This is a genomic window from Sinomonas halotolerans (assembly GCF_039615075.1).
In the GTDB taxonomy this organism is placed as follows: Bacteria; Actinomycetota; Actinomycetes; order Actinomycetales; family Micrococcaceae; genus Sinomonas; species Sinomonas halotolerans.
In genome coordinates, this window is record NZ_JBDFRB010000006.1 from 39,561 (window position 1) to 56,810 (window position 17,250).

Annotated in this window: 14 protein-coding genes; 4 read left to right on the plus strand and 10 right to left on the minus strand. The window is 70.5% G+C overall.

The window, feature by feature from the left end:
* Positions 1-24: 24 nt before the first annotated feature.
* Complete coding sequence (hisS, locus tag ABCQ75_RS08635; protein ID WP_345884758.1) at positions 25-1,371, minus strand: histidine--tRNA ligase; 1,347 nt, start codon at positions 1,369-1,371, stop codon at positions 25-27.
* Positions 1,372-1,488: 117 nt separating this feature from the next.
* Between hisS and ABCQ75_RS08640 the strand changes: the two genes are divergently transcribed.
* The 3 genes from ABCQ75_RS08640 to ABCQ75_RS08650 all read left to right on the plus strand — a co-directional run bounded on the left by ABCQ75_RS08640 (position 1,489) and on the right by ABCQ75_RS08650 (position 4,455).
* Positions 1,489-2,223, plus strand: a complete 735-nt coding sequence (locus ABCQ75_RS08640) for a peptidylprolyl isomerase (protein ID WP_345885015.1) — start codon at positions 1,489-1,491, stop codon at positions 2,221-2,223.
* Between the two features lie 8 nt (positions 2,224-2,231).
* On the plus strand, positions 2,232-3,740 hold the full coding sequence (locus ABCQ75_RS08645) for a DUF349 domain-containing protein (RefSeq protein WP_427916080.1): 1,509 nt from the start codon (positions 2,232-2,234) through the stop codon (positions 3,738-3,740).
* A gap of 121 nt (positions 3,741-3,861) precedes the next feature.
* Positions 3,862-4,455 carry a hypothetical protein gene (locus ABCQ75_RS08650; protein WP_345884762.1) on the plus strand — a complete coding sequence of 198 codons (594 nt, stop codon included), beginning with the start codon at positions 3,862-3,864 and terminating at the stop codon, positions 4,453-4,455.
* 34 nt (positions 4,456-4,489) lie between these two features.
* Here ABCQ75_RS08650 and ABCQ75_RS08655 read toward each other — a convergent pair whose 3' ends face one another.
* The 9 genes from ABCQ75_RS08655 to pdxT all read right to left on the minus strand — a co-directional run bounded on the left by ABCQ75_RS08655 (position 4,490) and on the right by pdxT (position 14,433).
* Entirely contained in the window at positions 4,490-6,847 is a 2,358-nt protein-coding gene (locus tag ABCQ75_RS08655) for a RelA/SpoT family protein (RefSeq protein ID WP_345885017.1), read from the minus strand.
* A gap of 125 nt (positions 6,848-6,972) precedes the next feature.
* Positions 6,973-7,965, minus strand: a complete 993-nt coding sequence (gene secF / locus ABCQ75_RS08660) for a protein translocase subunit SecF (RefSeq protein WP_345884765.1) — start codon at positions 7,963-7,965, stop codon at positions 6,973-6,975.
* Positions 7,965-9,725, minus strand: a complete 1,761-nt coding sequence (gene secD, locus ABCQ75_RS08665; protein ID WP_345884766.1) for a protein translocase subunit SecD — start codon at positions 9,723-9,725, stop codon at positions 7,965-7,967. The genes secF and secD overlap by 1 nt, the downstream gene beginning before the upstream one ends.
* A 90-nt stretch (positions 9,726-9,815) precedes the next feature.
* Positions 9,816-10,274 (minus strand): preprotein translocase subunit YajC, encoded by a 459-nt coding sequence (gene yajC, locus ABCQ75_RS08670; RefSeq protein ID WP_345885018.1) that lies wholly within the window; start codon positions 10,272-10,274, stop codon positions 9,816-9,818.
* A 159-nt stretch (positions 10,275-10,433) separates the two neighbouring features.
* Positions 10,434-11,522, minus strand: a complete 1,089-nt coding sequence (gene ruvB, locus ABCQ75_RS08675) for a Holliday junction branch migration DNA helicase RuvB (RefSeq protein WP_345884768.1) — start codon at positions 11,520-11,522, stop codon at positions 10,434-10,436.
* On the minus strand, positions 11,515-12,156 hold the full coding sequence (ruvA, locus tag ABCQ75_RS08680; RefSeq protein ID WP_345884770.1) for a Holliday junction branch migration protein RuvA: 642 nt from the start codon (positions 12,154-12,156) through the stop codon (positions 11,515-11,517). Before ruvA ends, ruvB begins: the two co-directional genes overlap by 8 nt.
* 184 nt (positions 12,157-12,340) lie before the next feature.
* Positions 12,341-12,925 (minus strand): crossover junction endodeoxyribonuclease RuvC, encoded by a 585-nt coding sequence (gene ruvC, locus ABCQ75_RS08685; protein ID WP_345885020.1) that lies wholly within the window; start codon positions 12,923-12,925, stop codon positions 12,341-12,343.
* 69 nt (positions 12,926-12,994) lie between these two features.
* The gene (locus ABCQ75_RS08690; protein WP_345884772.1) at positions 12,995-13,750 is read right to left on the minus strand and encodes a YebC/PmpR family DNA-binding transcriptional regulator; all 756 of its coding nucleotides are present in this window, start codon (positions 13,748-13,750) and stop codon (positions 12,995-12,997) included.
* Positions 13,751-13,752: 2 nt separating this feature from the next.
* Positions 13,753-14,433 carry a pyridoxal 5'-phosphate synthase glutaminase subunit PdxT gene (gene pdxT, locus ABCQ75_RS08695; RefSeq protein ID WP_345884774.1) on the minus strand — a complete coding sequence of 227 codons (681 nt, stop codon included), beginning with the start codon at positions 14,431-14,433 and terminating at the stop codon, positions 13,753-13,755.
* A 143-nt stretch (positions 14,434-14,576) separates the two neighbouring features.
* Here pdxT and asnB point away from each other — a divergent pair, with 143 nt between their 5' ends.
* Complete coding sequence (gene asnB / locus ABCQ75_RS08700; RefSeq protein WP_345884775.1) at positions 14,577-17,240, plus strand: asparagine synthase (glutamine-hydrolyzing); 2,664 nt, start codon at positions 14,577-14,579, stop codon at positions 17,238-17,240.
* Positions 17,241-17,250 lie beyond the last annotated feature (10 nt).

Here is a 17,250-nt window from a genome sequence, read left to right on the forward strand (position 1 = left end):
GGCGCCGTCGGAGACGGTTCCGTGTCAGGCCTGCTGGGCCGCGATGATCTGCGGCGTGACGTCCGCGGCCGGCGGGGTCCACGAGGCGGGATCCGCCTCGACCTGCTCGCCGGAACGGATGTCCTTCACCTCGTGCCGGCCGTCCGCGTGGGTGAACCAGACGAACGGGATGCCGCGACGGTCCGCGTACTTGATCTGCTTGCCGAACTTCTCAGCCTTGGCAGCGACCTCGACGGGGATCCCCCGTGAGCGCAGCTGGGCGGCGACGCCCTGTGCCGCAGTCCACGAGTCGTCGTCGGTGAGCGTCACGAGCACCGCGGTGGGGACCGAGCGGCTGGCCGTGGCGAGCTCCTGGCTGAGGATGCGGGAGACGAGGCGCGTCACGCCGATCGAGAGGCCCACGCCCGGGAACTTGCGGCTGCCCTTCGTCGCGAGCGCGTCGTAGCGCCCGCCGGAGCAGATCGAGCCGAGCTGCTCGTGCCCCACGAGGACAGTCTCGTAGACCGTGCCGGTGTAGTAGTCGAGGCCGCGGGCGATGCTCAGGTCCGCGACCACCTTGCCGGGCGCAGCGGCGGACGCCGCCGCGATCACCTGCTCGAGCTCGCCGAGCCCTTCCTCGAGGAGCTCGTCCTGGACCCCGAGCGCCCGGACCCGCGCCACGAAGGACGTGTCCTCGGTGCGGATGGAGGCGAGCTCGAGGGCGGCCTTGGCCTGCTCGGGCGTTGCGCCGAGCTCCTCCTGCAGGAGCTCCGCAACCCGGGAAGGGCCGACCTTCTCGAGCTTGTCGATGCTGCGCAGCACCCCGGCGGTGTCGGTGAGGCCGATTCCCCGGTAGAAGCCCTCGGCGAGCTTGCGGTTGTTGACGCGGAGCCGGAACTCGGGGATGGGCAGCGCGGAGAGCGCCTCGGCGATGACGAGCGCGAGCTCCACGTCGTAGCGGAAGGGCAGTTCGCCGTCGCCCACGACGTCGATGTCCGCCTGGGTGAACTCGCGCGCGCGGCCCTCCTGCGGCCGCTCGCCCCGCCACACCTTCTGGATCTGGTAGCGCCGGAACGGGAAGGCCAGGTGGCCCGCGTTCTCGACCACGTACCGCGCGAACGGGACCGTGAGGTCGAAGTGCAGGGCGAGCGAGTTCGCGTCCGCGCGGCTCGCGGAGTCGTCCTCGTCCGCGAGGCGGGAGAGGCCGTAGACCTCCTTGTCGATCTCGCCCTTGCGCAGGAGCTGCCCTACCGTCTCCACCGCGCGGGTCTCGATCGAGGCGAAGCCGTGCAGCTCGAAGGTGCGCCGCAGGGTGTCGAGCACATGGAGCTCCACGAGCCTCTCCTGCGGAAGCCACTCGGGGAATCCGGACAGCGAGGCGGTACGTGCCATGGGTGAAGAACTCCTTGTGCGTAGACTGACTGCTGCACAAGTTTATGCGGTGACGGCAGGGAGGACGGTCGCGTGGCCAGGCTGAGCGCGCAGGAGGAACGGCGTCGGGTGCAGCTCATGAAGGCCAAGGCCGAGCTGCGCGACCGGCAGGCGCAGCGGCGCCGGCGCGACAACGTCATCGCATCCGCGGTCACCACTGGGGCGATCGTCGTCGCCGCGGTGCTCCAGGGCACCGCCTTCGCCTCGAACCCGACCGCCGCCGAGTACGCCGCCGCGGCCGCAGGGCTCGAGACCCCCTCCCCCGCGCCGAGCGCGACGAATGCCCCGGGAGTCCCCGCCGCGGAGACAGCTGCCGGGAAGAAGTTCACCGGCACCCTCGTGCTCAACGGGAAGAAGGTCGGCGTGGCCCTGGACGGCGCGAAGGCGCCGCAGGCGGCCGCCGTCTTCTCGTCTCTCGCGCGCGAGGGCACGCTCGAGGGCCGGACGTGCCACCGCCTGACCACCGCGGCGGCCATGGGGATCCTCCAGTGCGGCGCCCAGGACGCCTCCGGCGCCTCCGACCCGTCCTACACGTGGGGCCCCCTCGAGAACACGCCGGCCGACGGCGTGTACCCGGCGGGGGCGATCGCGGTCGCCCGCACCGGCAACAACGCCTATGGGAACGGCCAGCAGTTCTTCATCGTGTACCGGAAGTCGACCATCCCGACGGACGAGGCCGGCGGCTACACCGTGGTCGGCTCCGTGACCTCTGGCCTCCAGACGGTCAAGGAGATCGCGGACAGGGGCGTGGCGTCCGGCGAGGACGGGGCCCCCGTGACACCTGTCACGATAGACTCGTTCACGGTGGAATAGACCTGGCGCTGCGACCTCCCGGTCCGCGCCGCGCCTCCCACCGGGGCGAATGCCCACGTGAAAACCCAAGCGAAAGAGTTCTAGCGGTGACCGAAAGTCAGAAACCCGACGACACCACGGCCGAGGCGGCCGCATCCACGCCGTCCTCCGCGGGCGCTCCCTCGCCCGCCTCGATCCCCTCGCCCGCAGCGATGGCCGCGAAGCCCAAGCCGAAGCCGGCCACGCCCGCGGCCCCCGCCGCGCCGGCGGCTCCGGCGCCGGTCTCCCTCGCCGAGGCGTCCAAGTGGGGCCGTGTCGAAGGCGACGGCCATGTGTTCGTGACGATCGACGGCGAAGAGCACCCCGTGGGCCAGTACCCGGACGTCACGGCTGACGAGGCCCTCGCGTACTTCGCGCGCAAGTACGAGGACGCCGTGGCCCAGATCGCCCTGCACGAGCAGCGCGTGAGCACGCACGCTCCCGTCGCGGACGTCCGCAAAGCGGTCGAGCATCTCAGGGCGCAGCTCTCCGAGCGCGCGATGGTGGGCGACATCCGGGCCGCCGAGGCCCGTCTCGAAGCTCTCGAGGCGTCCCTGGCGCAGGCCGAAGAGCACGAGAAGGCGGCCCACGAGAAGGCCCGCGCGGAGGAGCTGGCGCGCCGCGAGGCCATCGTCGCCGAGGCAGAGCAGATCAGCGGGCAGGATCCCGAGCGCACGCAGTGGAAGACCTCGGGCGCCCGCATGAACGAGCTGTTCGAGGACTGGAAGGCCGCCCAGAAGTCCGGCCTGCGCCTCAGCCGCTCGATCGAGGACGCGCTCTGGAAGCGTTTCCGCGCTGCCCGCACGCAGTTCGACCGCCACCGCCGCGCGTACTTCTCGCAGCTGGACAGCATGAATGCGCAGGCGAAGACGGCCAAGGAGCGCCTCATCGCCGAGGCCGAGTCGATCCAGACCTCCACCGACTGGGGCTGGGCCGCGGGCGAGTACCGCCGGCTCATGGAGGAGTGGAAGGCCGCGCCGCGCGCCAGCCGCAAGGAGGACGATGCCCTGTGGGCGCGCTTCCGCGCCGCCCAGAACGTCTTCTTCGAGGCCCGTCAGGCTGCCAACGCCGCCGTGGACCGGGAGTATGCCGCGAACCTCAAGGTCAAGGAAGCGCTCCTCGCCGAGGCGCAGGAGCTCCTTCCTGTCAGGGACCTGGGGGCGGCCAAGAAGGCACTCCAGTCCATCCGCGATCGCTGGGAGGACGCCGGGCGCGTCCCGCGCGGGGATATGGCCCGTGTCGAGGCTGGCCTCCGCAAGGTCGAGGACGCGGTCGCTCAGGCCGACAACGAGAACTGGCGCCGCACCGATCCCGAGACGAAGGCCCGTACCGACTCGGCCCTGACCCAGCTCGAGGCATCGATCGCCGCCCTCGAGGCCGAGGCCGAGGAGGCGGACGCCAAGGGCGATTCCCGCGCTGCGTCCAAGGCGCGCGAGGCGCTCGAGGCCCGCAAGTCCTGGCTCGAGCAGCTGCAGAAGTCGGCGAGCGAGCTCAGCTGACGCCAGAAGTGCCCCGACGGGCCCCGCAGGAAGCTCGCTGAGCATCCGGCGGGGCCCGTGTTGTCCACAGCCCTGACCCGTCAGTCTGCGCCGCCGTGCCGCTGCAGTGCATGATGTCCCCATGCCGTCCGTACCGCCGCCGCACCTGATCGCACCGAGAGAACCGCCCGTGCTCCTCGCGGGCGCGCCGTTCACAGCGGTCGAGCTGCAGGCGATGGCGGCCGATGGCGTGGTGCGGCGCCTCATCGGCCAGGCGTACGTCCCCGCTCTCGCGCCGGAGGGGCCGTCGCTGCGCGCGCGCTCGCTCGCGGCCCTCCTTCCGGCGCGGGTCCGGGTGCGGGCAGTGGCCGGGCGCATGACGGCGGCGTGGATCTTCGGGTGCGCCCCCGCACCTGAGCTCCCGGTCATGCTCGTCGCCAGCACCCACCGGATTTCGAGCCTGCGCTCCCCCGAGAGGCTCCTCGTGCACGAGGTGGGGTTCGGCCCCTACGACGTCCTCGACATCGCCGGCCTCCAGGTGACCTCACCCCTGCGCACGGCATTGGACGTCGCGCTCCACTGCGAGGGCACCCGGGCCATGCCGGTCCTGCGGCGCCTGCTCGCCCAGCCGGGGCTCGGCCTCACCCCGCGGCTCGTGGCCCGCGCGCTCGAGTCGCTTCCCCGCCAGCCGCACAAGGAGAGGGCGCGGCGACTGCTCGAGCGGGTCGCGCGCTGAAGGGGCCGGCAGGCCGGAGCCGAGAGCCCTCCACTCAGCTGCGGCGGTGGTTGCCCGTGGTGCGGTAGACGTCGAAGACCCCGTCGATCCGGCGGACGGCGCTCAGCACGTGCGAGAGGTACTTGGGGTCGCCCATCTCGAAGGCGAAGCGGGAGACTGCCAGACGGTCGGTGGACGTGTGGACGTGCGCCGAGAGGATGTTGACGTGGTTGTCCGAGAGGACACGCGTCACGTCGGAGAGGAGGCTCTTGCGGTCCAGCGCCTCGACCTGGATCTCCACGAGGAACACGCTGGACTGGGTCGGGGCCCATTCGACCTCGACGATGCGGTCCGGCTCGGAACGGAGCCCGCCCACGTTGGTGCAGTCGCTGCGGTGGACCGAGACACCCGAGCCCCGAGTGACGAACCCGACGATGGGATCCGGCGGCACGGGAGTGCAGCAGCGTGCGAGCTTGACCCAGACGTCGCCCACGCCGCGCACGATCACGCCGGACGTGGAGTACCGCGGCGGGATGCTGCCCTTGGTCGGCGCGATCGTCTCCGCGATGTCCTCTGCCGCACCGGCGGCCCCGCCCAGGCTGTCGACGAGCTTCTCGACGACGGACTGCGCCGAGGCGTGCCCGTCCCCGATCCCCGCGTACAGCCCCGCGATGTCCTGGTACCGGAACTCCTGCGCGACCGCGAGGAGCGCATCGTGGCTCAGGAGCCGTTGGAGCGGAAGGTTCTGCTTGCGCATGGCCCGCGTGAGCAGGTCCTTGCCCTTGTCGATCGCCTCTTCGCGGCGTTCCTTCGTGAACCACTGGCGGATCTTGTTGCGCGCGCGGGCGCTCTTGACGAAGTGCTGCCAGTCCTGGCTCGGCCCAGCGCCCTCGGCCTTGGACGTGAAGATCTCCACCCAGTCGCCGTGGTTGAGCTCGCTGTTGAGGGGCACGAGCTTGCCGTTGACGCGGGCGCCGATCGTGCGGTGGCCCACCTCCGTGTGGACCGCGTAGGCGAAGTCCACAGGGGTCGACCCGGCAGGCAGGGCCATGACCTCGCCCTTGGGGGTGAAGACGAAGACCTCGCGGGCGTTGATCTCGAACCGCAGCGAGTCGAGGAACTCCCCCGGGTCCGAGGTCTCCTGCTGCCAGTCCACGAGCGAGCGGAGCCAGCCCATCTCGCCCGCCTTGCCGCTCGGGGTATGGCTCTGACCGTTCGGCTCGTCCTTGTACTTCCAGTGCGCCGCGACGCCGTACTCGGCACGGCGGTGCATCTCGTGGGTCCGGATCTGGATCTCCACCGGCCTGCCGCTGGGCCCGATCACCGTGGTGTGCAGCGACTGGTACATGTTGAACTTCGGCATGGCGATGTAGTCCTTGAACCGGCCCGGGAGCGGGTTCCACCGCGCATGCAGCGTGCCCAGGACGGCGTAGCAGTCGCGGACACTGTCCACGAGGACACGCACGCCCATGAGGTCGTTGATGTCGTCGAATTCCTTCTGGCGGACGATCATCTTCTGGTAGATCGAGTAGTAGTGCTTGGGCCGGCCGGTGATCTCGGCCTTGATCCGGGCCGCGCGGAGGTCGTCGGCGATCTGGGCCCGGACGACCGAGAGCTGCTTCTCGCGCTCGGGGGTGCGCGCGCCGACCATGCGCACGATCTCCTCGTACACCTTCGGGTACAACGCGGCGAACGAGAGGTCCTCGAGCTCCCACTTGATCGTGTTCATGCCGAGCCGGTGGGCGAGCGGCGCGAAGATCTCGAGGGTCTCACGCGCCTTGCGCGCCGAGGACTCGGGCGAGACGAACCGCCACGTGCGGGCGTTGTGCAGGCGGTCGGCGAGCTTGATCACGAGGACCCGGATGTCCTTGGCCATCGCGACGACCATCTTGCGGACCGTCTCCGACTGCGCCGCGTCGCCGAACTGGACCTTGTCGAGCTTCGTGACGCCGTCCACGAGCATCGCGACCTCGGGGCCGAAGTCGCGCCGGAGGTCGTCGAGCGTGTACGGGGTGTCCTCCACGGTGTCGTGCAGGAGCGCCGCCGCGAGGGTCGTCCCCGTCATGCCCAGCTCGGCGAGGATCGTCGCTACCGCCACCGGGTGCGTGATGTACGGGTCGCCGCTCTTGCGCTTCTGGCCCTGATGGCTGCGCTCGGCCACCTCGTAGGCCCGCCGGATGAGCTCGAAGTCCTCGCGCGGGTTGTTGGCCCGCACCGTGCGCAGGAGCGGTTCGAGGATGGGCGAGTGCGCGGCCGGCCCCCGCCCCGTGAGCCGCGCGAGGCGCGCAAGCGACCAGTCGCGGCGTCCGAGCGTGGGCCGCTCCACAAGGCTGTTGCCGCCGGGCGGCCCGGCCGGCGCCGGTCCAGGATGAGCCGGCGTGGGAGAGGGCGCGGGCGCGGACGACGCCGGCATCCGGCTGCCGCTGTCAGCGGCGCCGGGTGCCCCGGGCTGTGCCGGGGACTGCGTCGGACGCTCGGCCACGCCAGGCACCTCCACTCTCCTCGATGGATTTTTTCAGTGTATGCCCGACTCGGGGCTCACGCGCCCGCGTTCGCCCGCCGCGCACGGACCCGCTCGGCCTGCTTGACCAGGGCGGGCTCGCGCTCGCGCAGCCACGCGTACATCGGAGCGGCAATGAAGACGGTCGCGACCGTGCCGATGAGGATGCCGACGAACAGTGCCAGGGACAGGTCGCGGAGCGTCCCCGCCCCGAGGAGTCCCGCACCGATGAAGAGGATCGCCGCGACAGGCAGGACTGCGACCATCATCGTGTTGATCGAGCGCACGAGCGTCTGGTTCACGGCGAGGTTCACCTCCTCGGCGAAGGTCCGGCGCGTGGACGTGCCGATCTCGGCGGTGTTCTCGCGGATCTTGTCGAACACCACGACCGTGTCGTACAGCGAGTAGCTCAGGATCGTGAGGAAGCCGATGATCGCGGAGGGAGTGACCTCGAATCCGCTCGCGGCATAGACCCCACCGGTGACCACCATCGTGACGACCATGCCGGTCAGCGCCGAGAGGGACATCTTCCACGTACGGAAGTACAGGGACATGAGGACGGCGGCAAGGACCACGAACACGACGAACCCGATGAGGGCCTGCTGGGTCACGTCGGCGCCCCACGTGGGACCGACGAACGAGGAGGTCACTTTGTCCTCGGCCACGCCATACGCCTTGGCGAGGTCTGCCTTGACCCTCAGCGTCTCATCGTCCGAGAGCTGGTCGGTCTGGACGCGCATGGTCCCCGGGGCGATGTTGGCCACGCGCGGCTCCGCATCCGGGACGACCGCGTGGACGGCACGCTCGCCGAGCGCCGAGTCGGTCTCCGCCACCTGGGAGACGCGGAACTCGCTGCCGCCGCGGAACTCGATCCCGAGGTTGAACCCGCCCATGAGGACAGGGATGAGGACCGACACGGCCATGAGGGCGCCCGCGATCGCGAACCAGAGGCGTTTGTGGGGCCCGACGAAATCGTAGGAGCGCTGGCCCGTGTAGAGCTCGTTGCCGAAGCGTGCGAAGACGGTGGACATCAGTTCTCCTCCTCGGCCCGCGCCGACTCGCGGCCGGCACCGGCCGGGACCCCGCTCTGGTTCTTGGCTTCCGCGGCCCGCCGCTCGGCGATCGTCATGCGCCGCCCCGCCTCGCGGACCGCGGCCGCGTTCTTGGGCCTGACGCTGCCCTTGGCCGCCTCGGATGCCTCGCGCAGACGGCCCGCACCGCGGTACAGCGGGACCGCGCCGAGACGCTCGGGGTCGAGCCCGGAGAACCGGTGGCCCTCGCCGAAGAAGCGCGTGCGTGCGAGCACCTGGAGGGTCGGGTGCGTGAACATGAACACGACGATGAGGTCTGCGATCGCAGTGAGGCCGAGCGTGAAGGCGAAGCCCCGGACGTTGCCGACCGCCACGAAGTACAGGACGACCGCCGCGAGGAGGTTCACCGCCTTGGAGGCCAGGACGGTCCGCTTGGCACGCTTCCAGCCGTTCTCGACGGCCGAGACGAGCCCCCGGCCCTCCCGCAGCTCGTCGCGGATGCGCTCGAAGTAGACGATGAACGAGTCCGCCGTCTGGCCGATGGCGACGATGAGGCCCGCCACACCGGCCAGGGACAGGCGGTAGTTCTCGGTCCAGCCGAGGATGGCGATCGCGAGGTACGTGAGCACGCCGGCGACGACGAGCGAGGCGATCGTGACGAAGCCGAGGGCCCGGTACTGGAAGAGCGAGTAGACCACCACGAGCAGAAGGCCGATGGCGCCGGCGAGCAGGCCCATGCGCAGCTGCTCCGAGCCGAGCGTCGCGGAGATCTGCTCCTCGCTCTGGATGTCGAAGCTGATCGGCAGTGCGCCGTAGCGCAGCTGGTCGGACAGGGTCTTCGCGGTGGCCTCCGTGAAGCCGCCCGTGATCTGCGGCCGGCCGTCCGTGATCACGGCCAGCGACCGCGGCGCCGAGATGACCTTGTCGTCGAGGACGATCGCGAACTGTGCCCGGGGGTCGTTCGCGTTCGCCAGGTAGAACCCGTTGAGCCGCTCGGTGACCGCCTTGAACTTCTGCGTGCCGTCGCCGTTGAACTGGATGTTGACGGCCCACTCATTGGTCACCGCGCCCTGGCGGCCCTGCTGGAGCTGGAAGGACGAGCCGGCGATGTCCGTCCCCACGACCTCGACCGGGCCGAGGATGTACTTGATGGGCCCGCTCAGGTCGCTTGCCGCCTCGCAGGTCACGAGCGGCTTGGCCGGATCGGACCGCTTCGTCGTCTCGGGCAGCTGCCCCGTGCAGTCCAGAGCCTCGAACTGGCGGTAGACGTCCGCCGTGATCCAGTTCTGGTCGCTCGCGTTGGCCGGCTTCGCCGTGGGCTTGGGCAGCTGGGCCGCCGGCGTGCGCTGGTCCTTGGGGACCGCGGCCGGCTCGCCCGCCGCGAGCACGGGCCGGAAGTTCATGTCCGCCGAGGCCTGGATGAGCTGCCGGGTCTCCGCGGACGGCGTCCCCGGGAGGCTCACGATGACGTTGCGCCCGGACTGCGTGCTGATCTCCGCTTCCGCCACCCCGGAGCCGTCGACACGCTGGCGGATGATCTCCACCGCCTGGTCGAGCTGCTCCTGGCTGATCTGCGAACCGCCCGCCGCCTGGGGGGCGAGGATCATCTGGGTGCCGCCCTCGAGGTCGAGTGCGAGCTTGGGCGCCCAGGACGCCTGCCCGGCGAGGGTGCCGCCGGCCAGGACGCCGGTCAGCGCCAGGAGGACGACGCCGAGCCAGACAAGGGTTCGGACGCCCGGCTTCGTGCGGGATCGTGGCATGGTTGTCCTTCGTTCGACAGCGCGCGGCGCCCTCAGGGGGTGGGAGGACGCCGCACAGCCGCCGGCGCTGCGCCCGGCGGCTCGGGGATGCTACTTCTCGGTCTTCTCCGGGCCGTTCTCGCCGTTGAGGCGCTTGAGCGTCTCCTCGGGGGTCTCGGACAGCTGCTGCTCCGGGGCGCCGGCGGACGACGGCTTCTCGAGGTCGAGCGGAGCAGGGGCGGCTTCAGGGGCCTCAGCGGGAGCGGCCGGCGAGTCGGCAAGCGGCGCGGGTTCGACCGTCCCAGCCTCGGCCACGGCAGCCGGCTCGACGATCTTGGTCACGGCCTGACGGTGCACCGTCGCGTTGTTGCCCGGGCTCAGCTCGAGGACGACCTTGTTCTCGGCGTCGTCGATCGCCACGATGCGGCCGAACAGCCCGAAGCTCGTCATGACCTCGACACCCGGGGCGAACTTCGCCTGCATCTCCGCCTGCTGCTGCTGGGTCTTCTTGTTCCGCCGGAACATCGAGAAGATGAAGAAGGCGAAGACGGCCAGCAGGAGGATGGTCATGAAGTCCATGAAGGGGTCCAATCTGTTACGGGAGCAGGGCGGATGCCGCAGCCAGGGCACGGCCTAGCGGACCCACCGCGGCGGGAAGCTTGTACACAGTCTATGCGCACCCGCTGGGGCCCGGCTCCAGCCGTCCGCCCGGGGCGCGTCCCACGGCACTCAGCCCACGTCGTCGTCCGCGTCGGCCAGAGGCGCGTCCGTGCCCTCCGAGCCCGGGCCGAACAGCGCGGCCTCGGCGAAGGGCGCGCCCGCGGGGACCGCGAGGCCCAGATGGGCGTAGGCGGCAGGCGTCGCGATGCGGCCGCGCGGCGTCCTCCCCATGAGGCCTTCGCGCACGAGGTACGGCTCGGCCACCGTCTCCACGGTCTCCGGCTCCTCCCCCACTGCGATCGCCAGGGTCGAGAGCCCCACGGGGCCGCCCCCGAACTTGCTCGCGAGGGCCGTCAGGACCGACCTGTCGAGCCGGTCGAGGCCCTTCGCGTCCACCTCGTACATGTCCAGTGCCGCCGCCGCGGCGCGGGCATCGATCTGCTCGATCCCGTGCACGAGCGCCCAGTCCCGCACGCGCCGCAGCAGGCGGTTCGCGATGCGCGGGGTGCCCCGGGACCGCCCCGCCACCTCCGAGAAGCCCGCAGACGTGACCTTGAGGTCGAGCAGGCCCGCCGACCGCCGCAGCACGAGCTCGAGCTCGGCCACCGAATAGAACTCGAGGTGGCCCGTGAAGCCGAACCTGTCCCGCAGCGGGCCCGGCAGGAGCCCTGCGCGGGTCGTCGCGCCCACGAGCGTGAACGGGGGGAGCTCGAGCGGGATCGCGGTCGCGCCAGCGCCCTTGCCCACCACGATGTCCACCCGGAAGTCCTCCATCGCCATGTACAGCATCTCCTCCGCCGGCCGCGACATGCGGTGGATCTCGTCGAGGAAGAGCACCTCGCCCTCCGAGAGCGAGGACAGGATCGCCGCGAGGTCCCCGGCGTGCTGGATCGCCGGGCCCGAGGAGATGCGCAGCGGCGCGTTCATCTCCGAGGCGATGATCATGGACAGCGTGGTCTTCCCGAGGCCCGGGGGCCCGGACAGCAGGACATGGTCCGCCGTGCGGCCCCTCAGCCGGGAGGCCTCGAGCACGAGCGAGAGCTGCCGGCGCACACGCGCCTGGCCCACGAACTCGTCCAGGAACTTCGGCCTGAGCGCCGCCTCGATGGCGCGCTCCTCGGGCTCCTCGCTGCTCGAGACCACCGACGCCTCAGCCACGCGCACCCGCCTTCACAGCGGGCCGCGAGCCCTGGCCGAGCCACCGCAGGGTAGCCCGGAGGATCTCCGGGACGCTCCCGCCCACCGCGATGTCCGGCGCGTCCGCGAGGGCCTTCTCGATGCTGGCCGCGGCATCCTTCTCGCTCCAGCCCAGCGACGCCATCGCCTCCACAACCTGCGCCTTCCACGGCTCCTCTGCCGGCCCGGAGACGGGGGCCGCCGCACCCGTCCCGTGCGGGACGAGCTTCCCCTTGAGCTCGAGTACGAGCCGTGCCGCGACTTTCGGCCCGATCCCGGGGACCCTGGTGAACGCCTTCGAGTCCTCCGAATGCGCCGCCACGCGAACCGCCTCCGGGCTGTGCACGGCCAGCACCGCGAGGGCGAGCCGCGGCCCCACGCCCGAGACACCGAGGAGCACCTCGAAGACCTCCCGCGCCTCCGGGTCCTCGAAGCCGAACAGCGTCAGCGAGTCCTCCCGGACCACGAGGTACGTGTGGACCGTGGCCTCCTCGCCCACCCTCAGGCCCGCGAGCGTCTGCGGCGCCGCCCAGAAGGCCATCCCGACCCCGTTGACATCGACCACGGCGGTCGACAGTCCGACATGGGCCACAGGACCGCGAACGAAGCTGATCACCAGAACTCCTTGCATCCGAACATATCTACGAGAACTCTAGCGTCCGACCGTGCCCGGCCAGCTCATCGGCCGCGGCGCGCCTTCGCCTCCGCCCGCACCTCCCGCGGCCCTGATACGCCCGCCTCATCGGCCGCGGCGCGCCTTCGCCTCCGCCCGCACCTCCCGCGGCCCTGATACGCCCGCCTCATCGGCCGCGGCGCGCCTTCGCCTCCGCCTCCTGCCAGGCCCTCTGCGCCGGCGTCAGCGCCGAGGCGCTCATCGCCGTCGTGCGCCCGACGGCGGACGCCGAGCCCGGCGCGCTCCCCCGCCACGCGTGGGCCAGGGCGAGCGCGAGGGCGTCCGCGGCGTCGGCCGGCCGGGGCGGCGCGTCCAGGCCGAGGATCTTCGCCACGAGCCGTCCGACGGCGGCCTTGTCGGCGCGCCCGCTGCCCGTCACCGCTGCCTTGACCTCGCTCGGCGTATGCAGGGCGACCGGAATGCTGCGGCGCGCTGCGGCTGCAATGACGACCCCGGAGGCCTGCGCCACCCCCATGACGGTGCTCACGTTCAGCTGCGAGAAGACGCGCTCCACGGCCACCACGTCGGGCGAGTACTTCTCGAGCCACAGGTCGATCTCGTCCGCGATCCGCAGCAGGCGCGCGTCGAGCGGCTGGTCGGCCGAGGTTCCCACGACCCCCACGCCCACGAAGGTCGCGCGGCGGTCCCGGGCCACGTCCACCACCCCGAGGCCGCAACGGGTGAGGCCCGGGTCCACGCCCAGCACGCGCAGGGCAGCGGACCCGGGCCCCTTCCCGGCACCGGACGCGGCAGCGTCTGCTCCCGCAGCGCGGACCACGGCTCAGTCGTCCTCGAGGGCCGCCAAGACCTCGTCGCTCATGTCCGCGTTCGTGTACACGTTCTGCACATCGTCGAGGTCCTCGAGCGCGTCCACGAGCCGGATGAACTTCCGGGCACCGTCGGCGTCGAGCCCCACCTCCATGGACGGGACGAACTCGACCTCATCGGTCTCGTACTCGATCCCTGCCTCCGTCAGCGCGTCGCGGATCGCCTGGAGGTCGCTCGGATCGGAGTACACCGTCCAGTTCTCCCCGCCGTCCTTGACCTCCTCCGCACCCGCGTCGAGCACGGCCATGAGGACGTCGTCCTCGGACAGGCCGTCCTTCGGCAGGCTCACAACGCCCTTGCGGGCGAAGAGGTAGTTGACCGAGCCCTGGTCCGCCATCGTCCCGCCGTTGCGGGTCACGGCCAGGCGCACGTCCGCGGCGGCGCGGTTGCGGTTCTCGGTGAGGCACTCGATCAGGAGGGCCGAGCCCTGCGGGCCGCGGGCCTCGTACATGATCTCGGTGTACTCGATGGCCTCGCCGGTCAGGCCGGCGCCGCGCTTGATCGCGCGGTCGATGTTGTCGTTCGGGACGGAGTTCTTCTTGGCCTTGCTGACGGCGAGGTCGAGGGCCGGGTTGCCCGAGATGTCGGGGCCGCCGAGGCGTGCCGCAACCTCGATGGTCTTGATGTACTTCGCGAACGCCTTGGCACGCTTGGCGTCGATCGCCGCCTTCTTGTGCTTCGTCGTAGCCCATTTGGAGTGGCCGGACATGCCTACGCTTCTCCTCTGATCATGCGGATGAAAAGTTCATGGATCCGTGTCTCACCGGTCACCTCGGGGTGGAACGATGTGGCGAGCAGCCGCCCAGAACGCACTGCGACGATTCTAGCCCTGCCCCCGAGCGTGGCGGTGTGCGACGCGTGCGCCGGGTCCACCTCGGCCAGGATCTCGACGCCGGGACCCACCCTCTCGACCCACGGGCCGCGGATGAACACGGCGTGCACCGGGCCGCCGGCCTGGTCGACCTGCTTGAAGTCCAGATCCGTCTCGAACGACTCCCGCTGGCGGCCGAAGGCGTTCCGGCGCACTGTGATGTCGAGGCCGCCGAAGGTCTCCTGGGGCCTGCCCGCGAGGTCCTGCGTCGGGTCAGCGATCTCGTCCGCGAGGAGGATCATCCCGGCACACGAGCCGTAGACCGGGAACCCGGCGCGGATCTTCTCCCGGAGCGGGTCCGCCAGGCCGAACGCGCGCGCGAGCTTGTCGATCGTCGTCGACTCGCCGCCGGGGATCACGAGCCCGTCGAGGGACTCGAGCTCCTCGGGGCGGCGCACCTTCACGGCGCTCGCGCCGACGTGCTCGAGGGCTGCGACATGCTCGCGCACATCGCCTTGCAGGGCCAGCACGCCGACGAGGGGCTCGGAGGCGGCTGATGGAGGGGACACTGCAGAAGTCACCGTGACAGTCTAGTCGGGCCCGGCGGTGGGGCCCGTGGCCGCCCGGCTCCAGACCATCCGGCCGGGATCCTCCAGACGGGCACCACCAGCGGCGCCGGTAGCATGGAGCGCGGCACCCCCTGTTGAGAGAAGAGGAGCGCACTATGTGCGGAATCGCCGGTTACTTCGGCGCCGGGCTCGAGGAATCACTCCTGCAGCGCATGAACAGCTGCATCGAGCACCGGGGGCCAGACGGCGAAGGCTACTTCTCCGAGGGCAGGGTCGGGCTCGCCCACCGCCGGCTCGCGATCGTCGACATCGCTCACGGCCAGGAGCCGATGGTCAGCGGCGACGGCGCGACCGTCCTCGTCTACAACGGCGAGGTCTACAACTACCGCGAGCTGCGCACCGAGCTCGAGGCCCTCGGGCGGTCCTTCCGCACGGAGTCGGACACCGAGGTGGTCCTGCAGGCCTACGAGCAGTGGGGCACGGACGCGTTCGACCGCTTCAACGGCATGTTCGGCCTCGCGGTGTTCGACCGCCACCGGGACCAGCTCGTGCTCGCGCGCGACCACTTCGGGATCAAGCCGCTCTACTGGGCCAACGCCGGCACGGAGGCCGAGCCCCAGCTCCTCTTCGCCTCCGAGATCAAGCCGATCCTCGCGACAGGCCTGGTGGAGGCAGCCCCGAACGAGCGCATCCTCTACCGCTACCTCCAGTTCCGCATCCACGACGACTCGGAGGAGACCTTCTTCGAGGGCGTCCGCAAGCTCCTCCCCGGCGAGATGATGACGGTGGACCTGGGCACGGGGACGTTCCGCATCTCCGCGTACACCCGCCTGCGCGAGGAGCTCGCCGAGCTCGCGGAGGTCGGCACGCCCTACTCGCCCGAGGTGGTCGAGGAGTACCGCCGCCGCTTCACCGAGGCCATCCGGATCCGCCTCAACTCCGAGGTGCCCGTGGGCAGCGCCCTCTCCGGCGGCCTCGATTCCTCCGCGGTGGTCGTCACGATCAACCGGCTCATGCGCGAGAATGCCGCCGGCCTCGAGGCGGTCGGCGCGAAGCAGAACACGTTCAGCGCCGTGTTCCCCAATGCCATCAACGACGAGGAGAAGTACGCCGACGCGGCGATCGCCGTGTGCCAGGGGAACATCGAGGCGCACAAGATCAAGCCGACGCCCGAGGCCTTCGATGCGGACCTGCACGACTTCGTGCGCACCATGGAGGAGCCGATCATCTCCTCCGGCCCCTACGCGCAGTACTGCGTCATGAAGGAGGCGGCCAACCACGTGACCGTCCTCCTCGACGGCCAGGGGGCGGACGAGATGATGGCCGGGTACATCCCGTACTACTTCGCCTACCTCCGCCAGCTCAAGGCCTCCGGCGACTATGCCACCCTCGCGAGGGAGGCGGCGTCGAGCCTCGACGTCTTCTACCGCCTGGGGCGCTTCAGGCTCCGCAGCATGCTCAGCGGCAAGAAGACGGTCACGATGGGCTCGCTCCTCAAGAAGGACTGGACCTCGAAGTTCCGTGGCGAGTCGTTCGGCAACGTCCCGGACAACCTCAAGATGCGCCTCATCGACGACCTCTTCGAGAAGTCCCTGCCCTCGCTCCTGCGCTACGAGGACAAGAACACGATGCGCTTCTCCCTCGAGGGTCGCGTGCCGTTCCTCGACAAGGAGGTCGTGAAGTACCTCTTCAGCCTCTCGGACGAGGCGATCATCAAGGAGGGCTGGAACAAGCGCATCCTCAGGGACGCGACCAGAGGCCAGCTGCCGGAGATGATCAGCAGCCGGCGCAACAAGATCGGGTTCACGACCCCCGAGGCCGAGTGGTTCACGCTCATGAAGGAGCGCATCTACAAGGTCTTCATGTCCAACTCGTTCTACAGCCGCCCCTACTGGGACCGCGAGGCCGTGCTCACCGCCTTCGAGGAGTACCTCACGGGCAGGAACGGCGCAGACACCATGGTGTTCTGGCGCCTGCTGAACGTGGAGCTGTGGTTCCGCGAGTTCATCGACAGGCACGAGGCGCCGGCAGACGTCATCGAGGACAAGAGCGACTACGAGGCCAACCCGGGCAAGGACCTGGACATCGTCTCGGAGGGCCGGACCTTCCGCCGCTACCCGCTGCAGACTGCGGTCTTCGCCCGCGAGACGGAGCTCGCGCCGGAGGTGGCCTCCTACGTCAAGCGGTTCTTCGACGGCCTGCCCGGGGCGCCCGAGGAGGCGCAGAAGGCGGCCGACGGCCGCAAGTGGTACCTGCTCGTGAGCGAGAAGATCGTGGCCATCACGCAGGGCCGGTCCTTCCCGGTGTGGGAGATCGAGGTCTCCCCAGCCGCGCGCATCCTCTCCAAGTTCGTCACCCGCACACCGGCCGGAATCGGCCTGGGGAGCCCATGGTCCATGCAGATCGCGATCAACGAGGTGGGCCTGCCCCTGATCGTCAAGGCCGCCGCTGCCTCGGTGGTGGGCAAGCTGCGCGGCCGCAGCGGCGTGTTCTACGACGTGGTGGGGCACAGCATCAATGCGATCGACGGCGCGACCCCGTACAGCCTGGGCGCCGCGAGCAACTCGGTGAAGCTCGCGCCGAAGGATCCCGACGGCGTCGCGCGCGCCCTCAGCGCCGCAGTCCGCGCGGCCCTTCCCGACGGCGCGGCGGCCTCGTTCGGCGGCACGGCCGTCATGGACGCCAACGACCTCGGGGTCGTGGTCATGGGCCACGACACGGACCTGCCCACCGACGTGATCGCGGGCATCTTCAAGGACAACCCGCAGGGCCAGGGGTCCCAGGCCACGCCGATGTCGCTCGTCTTCGAGCAGGACTGAGCAGGACCGT

Coding starts and splice junctions, on each gene's coding strand:
- hisS (WP_345884758.1), bottom strand. CDS start 1,371: ATGGCACGTACCGCCTCGCTGTCCGGATTCCCCGAGTGGCTTCCGCAG.
- ABCQ75_RS08640 (WP_345885015.1), top strand. CDS start 1,489: ATGAAGGCCAAGGCCGAGCTGCGCGACCGGCAGGCGCAGCGGCGCCGG.
- ABCQ75_RS08650 (WP_345884762.1), top strand. CDS start 3,862: ATGCCGTCCGTACCGCCGCCGCACCTGATCGCACCGAGAGAACCGCCC.
- ABCQ75_RS08655 (WP_345885017.1), bottom strand. CDS start 6,847: ATGCCGGCGTCGTCCGCGCCCGCGCCCTCTCCCACGCCGGCTCATCCT.
- secF (WP_345884765.1), bottom strand. CDS start 7,965: ATGTCCACCGTCTTCGCACGCTTCGGCAACGAGCTCTACACGGGCCAG.
- secD (WP_345884766.1), bottom strand. CDS start 9,725: ATGCCACGATCCCGCACGAAGCCGGGCGTCCGAACCCTTGTCTGGCTC.
- yajC (WP_345885018.1), bottom strand. CDS start 10,274: ATGACCATCCTCCTGCTGGCCGTCTTCGCCTTCTTCATCTTCTCGATG.
- ABCQ75_RS08690 (WP_345884772.1), bottom strand. CDS start 13,750: ATGTCCGGCCACTCCAAATGGGCTACGACGAAGCACAAGAAGGCGGCG.
- asnB (WP_345884775.1), top strand. CDS start 14,577: ATGTGCGGAATCGCCGGTTACTTCGGCGCCGGGCTCGAGGAATCACTC.